Annotated in this window: 13 protein-coding genes and 1 riboswitch; of the genes, 7 read left to right on the plus strand and 6 right to left on the minus strand. The window is 36.8% G+C overall.

The features are described from left to right. Positions 1 to 178: 178 nt before the first annotated feature. Both Gferi_RS19010 and Gferi_RS19015 read right to left on the minus strand, forming a co-directional pair. A complete protein-coding gene (locus Gferi_RS19010) occupies positions 179 to 1327 on the minus strand; it encodes an anti sigma factor C-terminal domain-containing protein (RefSeq protein WP_069979262.1) in 1149 nt (382 codons plus the stop codon). Beyond that, entirely contained in the window at positions 1320 to 1811 is a 492-nt protein-coding gene (locus Gferi_RS19015; RefSeq protein WP_069979264.1) for an RNA polymerase sigma factor, read from the minus strand. The genes Gferi_RS19010 and Gferi_RS19015 overlap by 8 nt, the downstream gene beginning before the upstream one ends. Before the next feature lie 385 nt (positions 1812 to 2196). On the opposite strand from Gferi_RS19015, the gene Gferi_RS19020 reads away from it, so the two are divergent. Both Gferi_RS19020 and Gferi_RS19025 read left to right on the plus strand, forming a co-directional pair. After that, positions 2197 to 2577 (plus strand): helix-turn-helix transcriptional regulator, encoded by a 381-nt coding sequence (locus tag Gferi_RS19020; RefSeq protein ID WP_069979266.1) that lies wholly within the window; start codon positions 2197 to 2199, stop codon positions 2575 to 2577. Between the two features lie 25 nt (positions 2578 to 2602). Beyond that, positions 2603 to 3478, plus strand: coding sequence for a methionyl aminopeptidase (locus tag Gferi_RS19025; RefSeq protein ID WP_069979268.1), 876 nt, complete (start codon positions 2603 to 2605; stop codon positions 3476 to 3478). Between the two features lie 234 nt (positions 3479 to 3712). On the opposite strand, the gene Gferi_RS19030 is transcribed toward Gferi_RS19025, so the two are convergent. Then, positions 3713 to 4618, minus strand: coding sequence for a DMT family transporter (locus Gferi_RS19030; RefSeq protein ID WP_069979269.1), 906 nt, complete (start codon positions 4616 to 4618; stop codon positions 3713 to 3715). Between the two features lie 151 nt (positions 4619 to 4769). On the opposite strand from Gferi_RS19030, the gene Gferi_RS19035 reads away from it, so the two are divergent. The 5 genes from Gferi_RS19035 (at position 4770) to Gferi_RS19055 (ending at position 11637) form a co-directional block, all read left to right on the plus strand. Next, positions 4770 to 6119 (plus strand): aminotransferase-like domain-containing protein, encoded by a 1350-nt coding sequence (locus Gferi_RS19035; protein ID WP_069979271.1) that lies wholly within the window; start codon positions 4770 to 4772, stop codon positions 6117 to 6119. Between the two features lie 274 nt (positions 6120 to 6393). Next, positions 6394 to 6570: riboswitch (cobalamin riboswitch) on the plus strand. A gap of 293 nt (positions 6571 to 6863) precedes the next feature. Further along, complete coding sequence (locus tag Gferi_RS19040) at positions 6864 to 8321, plus strand: sodium:solute symporter family protein (RefSeq protein WP_069979273.1); 1458 nt, start codon at positions 6864 to 6866, stop codon at positions 8319 to 8321. A gap of 16 nt (positions 8322 to 8337) precedes the next feature. Beyond that, positions 8338 to 9642, plus strand: coding sequence for a glycine/betaine/sarcosine/D-proline family reductase selenoprotein B (locus Gferi_RS19045; protein ID WP_408607477.1), 1305 nt, complete (start codon positions 8338 to 8340; stop codon positions 9640 to 9642). Between the two features lie 14 nt (positions 9643 to 9656). Further along, a complete protein-coding gene (locus tag Gferi_RS19050; protein WP_069979277.1) occupies positions 9657 to 10949 on the plus strand; it encodes a glycine/sarcosine/betaine reductase component B subunit in 1293 nt (430 codons plus the stop codon). Between the two features lie 139 nt (positions 10950 to 11088). After that, a complete protein-coding gene (locus Gferi_RS19055; RefSeq protein WP_069979279.1) occupies positions 11089 to 11637 on the plus strand; it encodes a hypothetical protein in 549 nt (182 codons plus the stop codon). A gap of 289 nt (positions 11638 to 11926) precedes the next feature. Here the strand turns inward: Gferi_RS19055 and Gferi_RS19060 are convergent, their stop codons facing one another. The 3 genes from Gferi_RS19060 to Gferi_RS19070 form a co-directional block, all read right to left on the minus strand. Further along, positions 11927 to 12376, minus strand: a complete 450-nt coding sequence (locus Gferi_RS19060) for a GyrI-like domain-containing protein (protein WP_069979281.1) — start codon at positions 12374 to 12376, stop codon at positions 11927 to 11929. Between the two features lie 73 nt (positions 12377 to 12449). Then, on the minus strand, positions 12450 to 13421 hold the full coding sequence (locus Gferi_RS19065; RefSeq protein WP_069979283.1) for a helix-turn-helix transcriptional regulator: 972 nt from the start codon (positions 13419 to 13421) through the stop codon (positions 12450 to 12452). 219 nt (positions 13422 to 13640) lie between these two features. Then, complete coding sequence (locus Gferi_RS19070) at positions 13641 to 14213, minus strand: hypothetical protein (protein ID WP_069979285.1); 573 nt, start codon at positions 14211 to 14213, stop codon at positions 13641 to 13643. Positions 14214 to 14332 lie beyond the last annotated feature (119 nt).

Below are 14332 nucleotides of genomic sequence, written 5' to 3' on the forward strand. Positions count from 1 at the left end.
CACTGCTCAGAAGTTTCCACTTGATGGTAAGCGGTCATTAAGACAAGAGAACCGTCCCCTTGTCTTACTGATGATGCAAACGCCTAAAAAAGTTTAATTATAATATATAAAAAGCTTCCTTGGTTCAATTTCATTGGAAGCTTTTTATATATTATTGGGTAGACTATCGTAATTAACTTTACCATACAACTATGTTCTCCACCCTAATACAGTGAATCAGTGGAATGTCTTTAAGCTTTAATAGTTCTTTGCTGTCTGCAGAAATATACATACCCACATATTCCGCACCGTTATTTTCAACATGTTTAATTACATCATCAATATTAATATCCGCGAACATATCTTCATAGTACATTACCTGCAGCAACCCTTGGTTGTTCTTTATAAGATTGAGGTTGCCAATTAAAGACTCCTTGTGAGCCTGGTCGTCCATGCTCTCATATTGATTTTGCTTTAAACTGCTATCTTCCATCTGCTCTGCATTATTGCTATCATATGGAAAAACAGGCGTAAATTCATAATATGAAGGGTTAGCTAAAACAAATTTCGAGCCGATTGCTGTTAATGGTGTAATCTCTAAAGGGGTAGTATCTACAGTACTTATTGGATTTATAAAACTCTCTTTTAGCTGTTGCGGGGTTAAAGCTTTATTAAACTCAACAAATATTTTTGCCTTTGTCCCTTGAGGAGCCTTTTCTAGGATTTTAAAACCTGATATGGGGTCAGATTCATGACCACTTAAAAAAGAAAAATCCTCGATTCCTAATAATGGAGGTACTACTGTTGTTGTTCCTGATTTGACAGGCTTGCCAAAACTATATCTGACGCTTATCTCAGTTTCATCTATTATCGTATTACCCACAGTATTATCAAGGGATACACGTATATTTTGTTGTGCAAAAAGTGATTTTTCCACACCACTTCTATGGGACTCATATTGCGGATGAAACATCTGGGCTAACTGAACGATTGCTTTTCTCTTTACGGATGATTCTTTATGGTCTAATCCAAATAATGACGTTGCAATATTTGATGTCAAAAAATATAAGGAGATAGTGATTATTAAAACGGAAAAAACCGAAATTGCTGTCATCATAATGATCCTTAAATTAATCCTGCGTTTTAAAAGTTTAGCAAGTCTATTTTCCTCTTCATTGTCTGCCGGTATTTGCTGCTTCAGTTCTTCCAAAAATACATTATCATCGTTGTTAAGATAATCCCATATTGCATTGAATTTATCTATTTCACATTCTATTTCTGCGACTTCATTCTGATTTAATTTACCTTCTTTATATAGGCGTAGTTTTTCCTGAAAGTCACTATTCATCAATATTCCTCCTTAAGGCTCTAAGCGTTTTTCTAGCCCTGTAAATCAAATTCGTAACTGCTGAAACACTGATGCCTAAAATTTCGCCTGCTTGTTGATAGGAAAGTTCATTTACCAGACATAACAGTACTACATGACGCTGATTTTCGGGAAGTTGCCGAATTAATATAAAAGCTGATCTGGTACTTTCCTCAAGTACTAGTTGGTCAGTAAAATCATGTCCCTTAATTTGATTTAACAAGCTATCCTGGCGAAAATCCAATCTTCTGTTTTTTTTAACATAGTCAACGTAAAGGTTATGAGCAACAACCAACAGCCAGGATTTAATACTTTCATTAGGAAATTGAAGAACGCATAATGCCTTAATAAAGGCCTCTTGCGTCAAATCCTCCGCTGTTTGGTGATTGTATGTAAGGCCATAAAGGTATCTATAAACATATGGAAAATACTCTTTATAGATCTTAATAAATATGTCATTCTCCAAACTGTCACCTCCATCCCTTTAACCAGTGTCATGATATATACGATTAAGTTGACAAAATATCGCACTACTTTATAAAAATATTATATAGTAAAATTAAGGATTCAATAAAGTCAATTGAAAAACAGCAGGATACTATTAACTACATTGAAGTGTACCTTAAATGTTAGACATGAAATTAATGTTTAGGTACGGTTAATTTTAATGTATTTTTTACAAGTTTAAAAACGATTAGCGTTCAATACCTATGCCGTCATTTTATGTATATAATATTTGATAAGACATTCAAATAAGTAGATATTCAAGCTAATACAAATATTATTGCAAGTCATGTCAAGTTTTTAATTATAGAGTCAGATATAATATTCTTATAGGGAGGGGATTCTGGTTGTCAATAAAAACGGTAGAAAATATGGTTAACTGGATAGAAGTTAATATTACAAGGAATCCAACACTGGCTGAAATGTCTAATTATGTTGGATACTCTCAGTTTTATTGTTCAAATAAATTTCATGAATATGTGGGGGTTACTTTTAAACAATATCTATCAAAGCGTAGATTAACTCTTGCTGCGATAGAAGTGAAAAATACACAAAATAGACTTCTGGATATAGCATTAAAATATGGCTTTTCCTGTCAAGAAAGTTTTACAAGGGCCTTTGTAGACGCTTATGGATGCACTCCCAATCAATACCGAAAGACTTTGACTACCATTCAGTTATATATGAAGCCTAATATCCTTCCAGTGCCAAACAATGAATTTAAATAAAGGAGTTTAATGAAGGGAGTGTAGGATGGATAATAAACTAGGTAGAAATGATTTATGTTGGTGTGGCAGTCAAAACAAATACAAAAAGTGTCATGCCGAATTTGACGATAGGATTGAGTTTTATAAAACACATGGACATATAGTCCCACCTAAAAATATTATAAAAATACCTGAGCAGATAGCAGGAATACGGGAAAGCGGAAAAATTAATACTGCAGTTTTAGATTATATTGCTGAGCATATCCAAGCAGGTATAACTACAGAGGATATTAACCAACTTGTCTATAAAAAAACAATAGAATTTGGTGCTATACCCGCACAACTTGGGTATGAAGGATTCCCCAAAAGCGTATGCACTTCTATTAATGAACAGGTATGTCATGGGATACCATCAAAAGATATAATATTGAAAAGCGGAGATATTATAAATATTGATGTTTCAACCATCTATCAAGGATATTTCTCAGACTCATCCAGAATGTTCTGCATTGGAGATATATGTGAAAAAAAGAGAAGCCTGATTCGCGTTGTGCGGGAATGTATCGAATTAGGGTTAAGACAAGTAAAACCTTGGGGATTTCTTGGAGATATGGGGCAAGTAATACATGAGCATGCGATGAAAAATGGATATTCAGTAGTAAAAGAAATCGGAGGACATGGAATTGGATTGGCATTCCATGAAGAACCATGGGTAAGCTATGTTTCCAAGAAAAAAACGGAGATGCTGATGGTGCCAGGTATGATATTTACCATAGAACCAATGATTAATGCAGGTACGGACGAAATATTTTTAGATAAGAGGAATGGATGGACTACTTATACGGCAGATGGTCAGCCTTCAGCTCAAGAGGAAATCATGGTATTAGTTACAAGCGATGGACATGAGGTATTAGCATATTAACTTTTATAAAAACCGCTAGTACAACAGTACGGTGAATCGTATTATAAATGAATGCGGTTTCTGCTAATAGAGATATGCGCCTTTAAAATATAATCTATTTTCTTTCGTAGGGGCAGGCCTGTGTGTCTGCCCGTTTCATTTACAAGGGGACACGCAGATCCTCCTCTACGTACATTCATGTTTAGGAGCGCATATCCATATACTAATTTGACTCTAAACTTTTAGCTAAAAGCGTCAATCAAATAGTGAAGGATTTGAAGTTGATTCTTTAGGCTTGCGTATGCCTAAATAAATTGCAGCAATTGCAAAGATCATACCGACAGCTTGTTTTGTTGTGAAACTTTCATTTAAGAAGACAATACCTACAAATGCTGAACAGACAGGCATAAATACTGTAAACAGCCCTGCTATATTAGCAGGAACATCAGCTATTCCTCTAAACCAGAGAAAAAATGAGAATATACTTGCCGTCAAAGAGTAATAAATCATTAGTAGCCATATATGGGATGTTATGATTATTCTTGTTGTCATTAAAGAATATATTGAAAATGGAATGAATAACAAAAATCCGAAAACATTTACTATTGCAGTCATTTGCAAAGGTTTAAGCTTGGTGGACACTGGTTTTGCAAAAATAGTAAACAGTGCCTCTGAAATCACTGCACATAGAATAAGGATATTCCCAAACATATTGGCTGAATTTGAAGATGCAATACCCCTTGTCTCGATTGAAATTAAGGTGATTCCTAAAACAGCAAGTAATATAGACATATAGTTATGAAAATTGAATTTTTCTTTAAGAAAAAAGAAGGCTAGTAGAGCTATGAATGCTGGTGTAGTACTTGTAATAATACCGGCGGAAATGGCAGAAGTGTACCGGACACCGCAGAGCATAAAAATACTGAATAGAAAGACACCGAATAACGATTGTAAAAAAAGCAGCATCCAATCCTTTCGATTAAGACTGAATTTCGTATCTTTTTCCATAAAAACCATAGGGACTAATATAACTGCTGCGATAAAAAAACGGATATTGGCGAATAAAAAAACAGGAACTGTTTGTGAAATCACTTTGCCTACAGCGATATTAATACCGACTAAACACATTGATACAGCCAATTGAATATAGGACAATTTCATATACTTCTCTCCCTTATTTAATTTCATATATTAATGAAATTGTACATCCTGCAAACGTGTGATACAATATCAAAAAAACATATCTGTACCAGTACAACACTTTAATAATCTATATAATAGCAGCGAGCAATTTGAAAAGCGAGGAGCATCTATGGAAAAAAAATATGAAAGGGTTATAAAGTATGTTGAAAAGCTGATTGAATCAAATCAGTTGAAACAGGGAGAACGACTACCCTCCATAAGATTGATGGCAGATAAGCTTAAATGCAATAAGGCGACAATCATAAGAGCTTATGACGAACTTGTAATGAATCATAAGTTATATACTATACCTAAAAGCGGCTATTACCTTGTAGAGACAAATAAATCCGGTAAAGAGGAATCAAAACTTATTGATTTTTCTGAAGCAATTCCAGACCCGAGGTTACTGCCCTACAAAGAGTTTAATCACTGTATTAACAAGGCTGTGGAAACATATCGTGATAGTCTGTTTTTATGTACAGAAACACAGGGAATGCAATCCTTAAGAAAGGTATTGCAGGATCATTTCAGCGAATACCAGGTATTTACTACAGAAGAGAAGATTTTTATTACTTCCGGGTCACAGCAGGCATTGAGTATTTTATCAAACATGTCTTTTCCCAATGATAAAAAGAATATTCTGGTGGAGCAGCCTACTTACCGCCTTATGCAAGATATGGCGCTTCTAAATGGTAACAAACTGATTGGAATAAAGAGAAATTTTCATGGGATTGATCTGAAAGAGTTGGAAAAGCTATTTAAACAAGAAAGCATCAAGTTCTTCTACACGATTCCAAGATTCCATAATCCTTTGGGTACGAGCTACTCTGAAAAAGAAAAGATGAAAATTGTTGAATTAGCCCAAAAATATGACGTCTATATTGTTGAGGATGATTATTTTATTGATATCGAAACAAACAGAAAAGCACTGCCCCTATATTACTATGATACCTCTAAAAAGGTAATTTATATTAAAAGCTTTTCTAAAACCTTTATGCCGGGAATTAGAATTGGTGCTGTTGTGTTACATGATCATTTGAAAGATGAATTTTTTGAACACAAGAGATGTCATGACCAAAGCACATCGGTATTGGCTCAAGGTGCACTGGAGATTTTTATAAACAGCGGTATGTATAAGAATCACGTTAGAAAGATTCAACGAGAATATGAGAAGAAAATGGCTTGTTTACGTGAATTACTGAAAACCAAAAGTATTGAGGGAATGGAATATTTTGTTCCGACTACAGGCTTCTTTATTTGGGTGAAGCTGCCCCCAGAATTGAATGTCAATATCTTGGCCAGAAGGCTTAAGGAGAAAAACATCCTTATTTCAACAGCAAAAGAATTCTTAACAGTAAAACAATTGGATGAGAATAGTTTTAGGATAGCCATATCCCATCTTTCTATAGATCAAATTAGATACGGCCTTAAGACGGTGTTTGAAGAAATCAAAGATTATGCTTGCCTAAGGGTTCAATAAATTAAAACTTCAGTTTCTCTTGTGTTTCTTCAATAGCTAAAGGGTGGGTATCGGTAGACTAGAGCTTGCTTTCATCACCCAGTATCTTTGACGCAGGCAAGGTAAAAAATCAGGTTGAGGAGTAAGTAAAAAAAAGAATAGTTCTTTTGCCTCAATAGAAGAGTGTAAGAAGCCAGTGTACAGCGTGTTTATTTTCAATAGGATATAACGCAGTAATTGTTATTTCTGAATATTGACATTTTCATTTATTTGAGATAATCTTAAATTTGAGAAAATTTAATAAATTTTTACAGGTGCCCATTTTAGGGAGAATAGGGAACCGGGTGAGATTCCCGGACGGACCCGCCACTGTGAAGGTGAGCTTTTACTTATACCACCCCATCCATTATGGGGGAAGGGCGTAAAATGCTGTGATCCTAGTCAGGAGACCTGCCTGTAAAATTTCTATGTCGGCTTCGCGAATAAGCCGGCTTAGGTGAAGATGATGGAAAAATCTACACCCTATTGGGATGTGGATTTTTTTATTTATGTTAGGGGGAATAAAACATTAAAGCATTTAAGTATGAAAAATTATCTTTGAAAGGGGAGAAAAAAGTGAATACGAGTACTATTTTTATCTTAATATTATTATTTTTTTGTGGATTGGCAATAGGAATATCTGTATTTGGTGAGAGTTTCTTTAAAAAATTTGATTAGACACAATTGACTAATTTTAAATCTTTTTAAGTGAAAGGGGAATCCTCTATGGAAACAAGTAAATTAGTTGCATTATTTGTATTTTTGATATTATTGCCTTGCTGGGCGTTATATTACACAAGAAGCGGTTTAAAAAATGTTGAAGGCTATGTTTTGGGTGGCCGTGTATTGGGCCCTGTGGCATCCGCTTTTACAGCAGCAACTGCAGCGACTAGTGCCGGTCTGTTTGTCGGTGGTGCAGGTATGGCATATCAGTATGGGTGGGGCGGCGGTACATGGCAGATTGGAGCTGCATTTGGTGTTTTTATCAGTTGGTTTGTAGTTGCTCCCAAAATTAGGGAAGTATCTCATAAAACAAAAGCCATTACGACCCCAGAACTTTTTGTTAAAAGATATGGCTCAAACCGCTTTTACTCTATCGTCGCATTTTGGATTGTATTTTTTACCATTCCCATGCTTGTCGTACAAATGAGGTCAGCAGCACTAACAATAGAAAGTTACCTGGGTCTATCGTATTCTTGGGCACTAATCCTATTTAGCACGGTGTTAGTTATTTTCTCTTCTCTTGGTGGCCGCTCCGCCATTGCCTATCTAAGCACTGTTCAGGGGATGATTATGATTATTGGCGTTACTGTAGCTATTATAGTTGCTCTAAAAGCCGTTGGCGGTATCTCCGGGATGGACTATTTATTAGCTCAGCAGAATAGCAGCTTGACCACCTTTTTTGGAGAAATGCCCCGCTCTCTATGGTATAATTTAGCTTTTGTATATCTGTTTGGCTTATTTAGCGGCCCTCATATTATTCCTACTTTTTATGGGATGAAAGACAGCAGGACTGCACGATTAGCCTTCCCAATAGGGGTTGTTATCTCCCTTTATTGGACTTTTGCAGCAGTCTTAATTGGTTTGGTTCCTCGTGCGTTAGGCATCGGCATAGAAATTCCAGACAAAGCTTTTGCTGTATTTGCTACGAATGTTGCTCCGGAAATCGTTGGTATCCTGTTGGTACTTTGCCTGTTGGCGGCCATTTTTACGACTTTAGATACTTTGTTAATGGCGGCCGGATCCAGTATTGTGCATGACATTATTGGCCGCATAAAAGGGAAAAGCTTTACAGAAAGTGAGGAGTTGCGTTATTCAAAGATAGCTACTGTAGTTATAGGCATATTGGCTTTAATTTTGAGCAAAATTCAGATGCCGCTGATTACAATTCTTAACGCGTTTGGTTTTGGCGCATTTGTTATTGTGATTGGAGTACCAATGATTCTTGCATTGTTTTGGGATAAGGCAAACCGTGAGGCAGCTCTTTTTTGTACCACTATAGGACCAATCATATATATGCTGTGGCGTATCTATTTGGTTAAAATTACCGGGTTGGGTGAACTTCCTGGGACTCTTTTAGTCGTCCTGACTGTATCGATCATATGGAGTTTGGTCAAGCCTGCAAATAATGAAAGCTATTTCCAGGAATATCGAGAAACCTACTTTTCTAGAATTGAGGCTTAAGGAGGAGGGTGTAGTTGTGAGGATACTTTATTATATAAATCAATTCTTTGCCGGAATAGGTGGTGAAGATAAGGCCGATAGTTCCCTGTTTTTCGTGGAAGAGCCAATTGGGCCGGCTGCTGGTCTTTGCTCGCTCCTAGATGAAAAGTTTACTGTGCCGGTTGTTGCTGTATGCGGAGATAACTACTTCAACAGTAATAAAGATGAAGTTTTACGAAGGATAGTTGATAAGGCCAAGGAGTATCGTGTGGATATAATTATAGCAGGACCCGCATTTAACTCGGGCAGATATGGCCAAGCCTGTGGAGCTATATGTGAGGCAGCTGCCAAAGAACTTCAAATACCTGGGATCACCGGTATGTATGAAGATAATCCGATGGTAGAAAGCTACCGCCGACAGGTTTACATTTTGCCAACATCTGCAAAAGCAACAGGGATGAAGGAAGCACTTTTCAAAATTGCTAAGTTTATTCAAAAAATTGCCGCCAATGAACCCCTGGGCCCTGCCAGGGAAGAAGGTTACATCCCACGGGGCATCAGGAAACTGGTTTATCGACAGGAAGAGGCTGCAAAACGGTTGGTTGATATGTTGGAAGCAAAGTTGAAGGGACAGCCCTTTATTACTGAGCTGCCAATCCAAAAGATTGATAAAGTGGCACCGGCACTACCGGTAGCCTCGCTTAAAGAGGCGACAATTGCCCTTGTGACGACTGGGGGACTAGTACCCCGAGGGAACCCTGATCGGATACGTTCTTTTGGAGCTGAGATTTGGAAAACCTATGAAATATCCGGAAAACAGATGTTGGATAGCTCGGAATATGAGACGATTCACGGGGGCTACAATCCAAACTTTATCAATATGAACCCAAATTATGTAGTGCCGGTTGGCATCATGCGGGAAATGGAAGCCGAAGGCTTAATCGGGCGTTTGCACAACAGATTTTATTCGACTTCCGGGGTGGGGGCGGCAGTTAACGCCTGCCAAAAAGACGGTCAGGAAATAGCTGCATTATTGCGCCAGGAAAAGGTGGATGGCGTTATACTTACCTCTACCTGAGGTACCTGTACTCGTTGCGGGGCAACGATTGCCAGAGAACTAGAGAGAAATGGGATACCAACAAGCATTATTACCGCCATGTATACCTTAGCCTCCAATGTAGGGGCCAATCGGGTGGTTGCAGGTACGAAGATTCCTCACCCCTGCGGTAATCCTGAATTACCGGCAAAGCGTGATCGAGAAATCAGCCGCAAAGTATTGTTAACAGCACTTAGGTTACTGGAGAAAAGACTGGAAACACCTCAAATTGTGATAGTAGATTGATAGGGGGTTGGATCATGAAATTAGAAATGGGTACTTTTAAAATCAAACAAGTTATATTTACTGATAAAACATGCTTAAACAATAGGATATTAGAAATCAATCGGGAAGAGTTGATTGCCTATCTTTTGGAAGATAAAACCTTTTCTGAAGCTGATATTGAAATTGTCCTTCCGGGAGAAAATGCTAGGATTGTTCACGTGATCGATGCCGTTGAGCCTCGGTTCAAGGACGGTAATACAGCACCTTATGCAGGCGTGGACTCCCCGGTCGGACAACTGGGTGATGGGACAACTTACCGGATGGAGGGTGTTGCGGTGCTCACCTCCTGTGAATTTCCTCTAACCAGACACGGAGGGTTGAATATTGTGAGAGACAGTGTCCTGGATATGGTAGGACCGGCCGGACCCATCACGCCATTTAGTACAACGATTAATGTGGTATGTATTCTGAAATTACAGACGGGAATGGATGAGGACCAGTACGAACAGTCGGTAAGAATTGCCGGTATTCGGGCGGCCCGATATTTGGGTAAGGTTCTGCGAGGTCAGGTACCGGACAGCATCACACCGTATACCCTGGAAGGAGCAAAGGATGGTCTTCCCAATGTGGCCTACATCTATCAGGTACACTCGGTGGGGCTTAATCTAAGTAGTTTCTTCTATAACATGCGCTTCGATAATTTACTGCCTATAATTGTTCACCCCAATGAAATTTTGGATGGGGCTATAGTTGACGGCAATTGGAGCCACCCCAATGTAAAAACACCTACCTGGTTTCATACGAATAACCCTTTAATTAGGGAATTGTATCAAAGACACGGGAAATCCCTAAATTTTGTTGGTGTAGTATTATTTAGAGGCCGTTTCGAGGAAATGGAGGGCAAAAAACGCTGTGCCAATATCGTAGCAGCATCAGCTCAGTTATTAAACGCCAATGGTGTAGTGGCTACTTGGGAGGGAGATGGTAATGCCTTTATCGAAACAATGCTAAGCCTTAAGGCTTGTGAAGAGAAAAGAATCAAAACAGCCCTGATGACCTTCGAGCACGGTGGAGCTGAAGGCGTTGACGACTCTTTGTTTTACAGCGAGCCGGAAGTTGATGCTATTGTAAGCTTAGGAAGCTGGGATCCTCCTATAATTTTGCCTCCAGTGGATAGGGTAGTTGGAGGGGATTATCTGCGGATTAGTCCGGAGCAGGGGGGAATCTATTTACCAGCTAAAGATGAAATACAACTAGTGGATCGGTTAGAATATTTCACTGCCGCAAATGAATTTGGCTTCTCAAAACTTAGTTGTGATGAATACTAAATGCTTGCATATAAAGCAATGGGGATTTTGCAGAGTTTCAGTGAAGAAATAGTATTTTACATATAATAAAATAAGCAATTGGAACTATTCTAAATTTTGATCGTCTTAATAGTAAATACGGTTTATAGGAGGGACTTATTTGAAAAGGACAAAGATATATGTAATAATTGTAATAGCAGCACTATTTCTGACCGCTTGTTATCAAAATCCGGTCAGTCAGGAAGCAGAGAATACAGAGTATCAAGTTTTTTTAGCAGAAGATAAGAATTTTAAGGTAAAAACATTTATTAACAAACTGCAATTTACAGAAAATGAAGAAATTAACATCTACTCTACTATCGAATATATCGGAGATGAAGACAGTATTAATATATGGTCAGGAGAACCATATTTTCACCATATAATTTTTAGCGGGGAAGAATATTTCAATGAGAGCTTAACCTTAGACTTGTTAAAGGAAACAGTTTTAAAGAAAGGGGAAATATATACTATCCCATTTTCAAAAAGCGGAGGGTATAGTGCGGATGATCCAAAGGCTGAATTTTGGAAGCAGTATTATTCAGAGAAAGAATTAAAATTACCTAAGGGAAAATACTCCTTTATAGCAAGCACAGCTTTTTCCTTGGATGAAGAGCAAAAACAAAGGGTAGAACTAAAAACAGAGTTTACAGTTAAGGTAAACGAATAGTCTTAGTTTATGAGACGCAAGATTATACAGTAGTTGCAAATACCTTGCAATAGTTGGCTCTAAAATGAAATATAAAGTATAAAAGAACGGATGATTTCTATCCCTGATATTAAAAGAGAAGGGAGCAGCTAAAAGACTTACTGTATTTGACGGATGCATTTATGCTTATATAGTATTATTCATGCGAATCATGGATAGGTTATCTATCTTTGTTTAAACAAATAGCCTATGAGTAACCACCCAATTTACTCATAGGCTCAGATCCATCAATACATCAAAGCATATATATTTATTTAATAGGGATATAAATGTCAAATTCACCATTGCGCATAAATCTCTCGTCATATAATTCCAATTGAGGTCTACAATCTATTTTATAGCCTGAAGCTGGAATCCACTTGGTAAATATATTATCATAAAATTCCCCTAGATCTTTTATAGCACCAGTATAAGTATACATGACATACTTACCCGATTGGACGACCTTTGTCTCCATGTTTTCAGGCACATCCTCAAAGCTGTCTACTTCTGCACATGCAGTATAGTGAAATCTACATTCTGAATCTAGTTCACCATCGCATATACCATAATACCGCATAGATTTACTTTTCTGCTTTATGTCTTTGTAGTGTTTGTTAAATACCTCCCAAAGACTAGGAATTTCTCCATTCTTGTTGTCTCCAAAGTAAGTTATGCCTACAGCTTTAAACTCTTTGATGCTTGTAATTTTTCCTTCCATCTTATTAACTCCCTTCATCTACTTGATATATTAAATTATACCAAGTAAATCTTGCCAATAGCATGTCAGGAATTTATCTAGTTTTATATAAATTTAAGATTCTATTACATTTTTTAACTATGTATTCTCGAAGTTCTACAGGTTCTAAAACCTCCATTCTGTCACTCAAAGGAAATATTACATTGCAGGCAGTTTGAAAACTTATCATATCTATATCATAAATCCAAGTTTCTCCCACCTTACTGGAAGAACGTATATAAAAACCTTGAAGGGTTTGTTTTTTTTCTTCATAGAATTTAAGCTTAACAGGATATGCATTATGCTCTATTTTAGAGGAGGCCTGCTTCACAAATTGTTGTTTACTATTTTCCCAAAACGTTTCTAGTGAAAAGTTCTCTGCTATGTTAAAACTTTCATCTAGAACTTCAATATTTTCAATTCTGTTACACATAAAAACCCTAATATCATTTTTTAGTTCACAAAAAGCTATTACATACCACTCTAAATTTTTAACTACAGCACCATAAGGTCTTAGAATTCTTTCTGATACTTCTCCATTAAATTTTTTATAACGCACTTTTAACTTTTTCAAATTGAGTACTGATTTTTTAATTATGTCTATATTTTTGCTCTGTACTCTTTTGTGCCACCATGGTTCTGAATCAATAAAGAATCTTTCCTTAGCTTTAATGATTTCTTCTTTATGTTCTTTAGAAATACTATTTTCAAGCTTAATGATCGCATTTTTTAGTTGTTGGGCCATTTCAGTGTTTTTTTCCGGTCTGATACCCATGCTTGAAAGTAAAAGATGAACGGCATCTCCACTTTCCAAGACATTTGAATTAATTTTATAGTCCTCCATAAAGGAATACCCTCCATTAGGACCTGGAATTGAAAAAATAGGAATGCCTGCTTCGCACAATATATCAATATCTCTATATATGGTTCTTTCAGAGGCTTCAAGTATCTTAGCTAAATTTCTTGCTGTTATTATCCCTCGTGAATCAAGCAGCATAATAATTCCTAAAAGTCTGTGAAGCCTCATTTATTTACACTCCTATCTTAATGAGTTTGAGGATTTGCTAAAAGTAAAAAATGCTACATATAAAAATATGATTATATTAAAGTTCAATACAAGTATATCTTATAACTATTATAAGGAATTAAACAAGTTAATTGAAGGATTTTATAGTCAAAAGGGATCGTTCTTTTTGACTCTTTTACTATACAAAAAACCGCTAGTTAAACGGTACGGTGAGACGTATCACAAGTAACTGCGAAGGTTTGGCTGGATTTTTGACCCATATTGACCGGAGAGGGACAATATAGGGCGATGAATTTTGTTCTTGATGTCAGTGGACGGAATCTGGTGGAAAGCGAAACATCGTATGAGTGTGTACTTAGGGTACTTCTTGTACCCTAAGTAATATTGAGGATTACCTACATCACAAATAATTGTCGTACTACCTTGACCTTGAATTATGCCATCGAATAATTTAATTCCATATTGGTCATCCTCAGTGAAAGAAAAATTGAATTTTGAAATCTTATTTCCGCTCGCTAAGCGTTCTTCCCATTTAATGTGCTTTCCTCTTGCTTCATTCATACCAGTTCCGGCATAGTCGCAAATTATTGTATCATCGATAGTATATTGCTTACCATCCACTTCATAGACCAAATGAAACGGAAATTCCCCATGTGTTATTGTGGGTTTAGGGGGATTTGGTGACATATTTAATCCAACAAATAAAATAGCCCAGGGCAAAGTAAATACCGCTAGTATACCCAGAATTATAGATATAGTTATTGATAGGGTAATAATAATTATCTTCTTCAATGAATCACCTACCTGTAAAAATTTCCATATTCAAACTAGCTTTATGATACCAATAGCTTTTCCATATAGTCAAATTCTTAATAGCATAAACTGCCTTGATAGATTTACTTTTTTGTTAC

This window comes from Geosporobacter ferrireducens, from assembly GCF_001750685.1.
GTDB classification, from domain to species: Bacteria; Bacillota; Clostridia; order Peptostreptococcales; family Thermotaleaceae; genus Geosporobacter; species Geosporobacter ferrireducens.

Bases quoted from the DNA above. Each gene is read 5' to 3' on its own strand.
- Gferi_RS19040 (WP_069979273.1), top strand. From the start codon at position 6,864: ATGGAAACAAGTAAATTAGTTGCATTATTTGTATTTTTGATATTATTG.
- Gferi_RS19035 (WP_069979271.1), top strand. From the start codon at position 4,770: ATGGAAAAAAAATATGAAAGGGTTATAAAGTATGTTGAAAAGCTGATT.
- Gferi_RS19060 (WP_069979281.1), bottom strand. From the start codon at position 12,376: ATGGAAGGAAAAATTACAAGCATCAAAGAGTTTAAAGCTGTAGGCATA.
- Gferi_RS19050 (WP_069979277.1), top strand. From the start codon at position 9,657: ATGAAATTAGAAATGGGTACTTTTAAAATCAAACAAGTTATATTTACT.
- Gferi_RS19065 (WP_069979283.1), bottom strand. From the start codon at position 13,421: ATGAGGCTTCACAGACTTTTAGGAATTATTATGCTGCTTGATTCACGA.
- Gferi_RS19010 (WP_069979262.1), bottom strand. From the start codon at position 1,327: ATGAATAGTGACTTTCAGGAAAAACTACGCCTATATAAAGAAGGTAAA.
- Gferi_RS19030 (WP_069979269.1), bottom strand. From the start codon at position 4,618: ATGAAATTGTCCTATATTCAATTGGCTGTATCAATGTGTTTAGTCGGT.
- Gferi_RS19025 (WP_069979268.1), top strand. From the start codon at position 2,603: ATGGATAATAAACTAGGTAGAAATGATTTATGTTGGTGTGGCAGTCAA.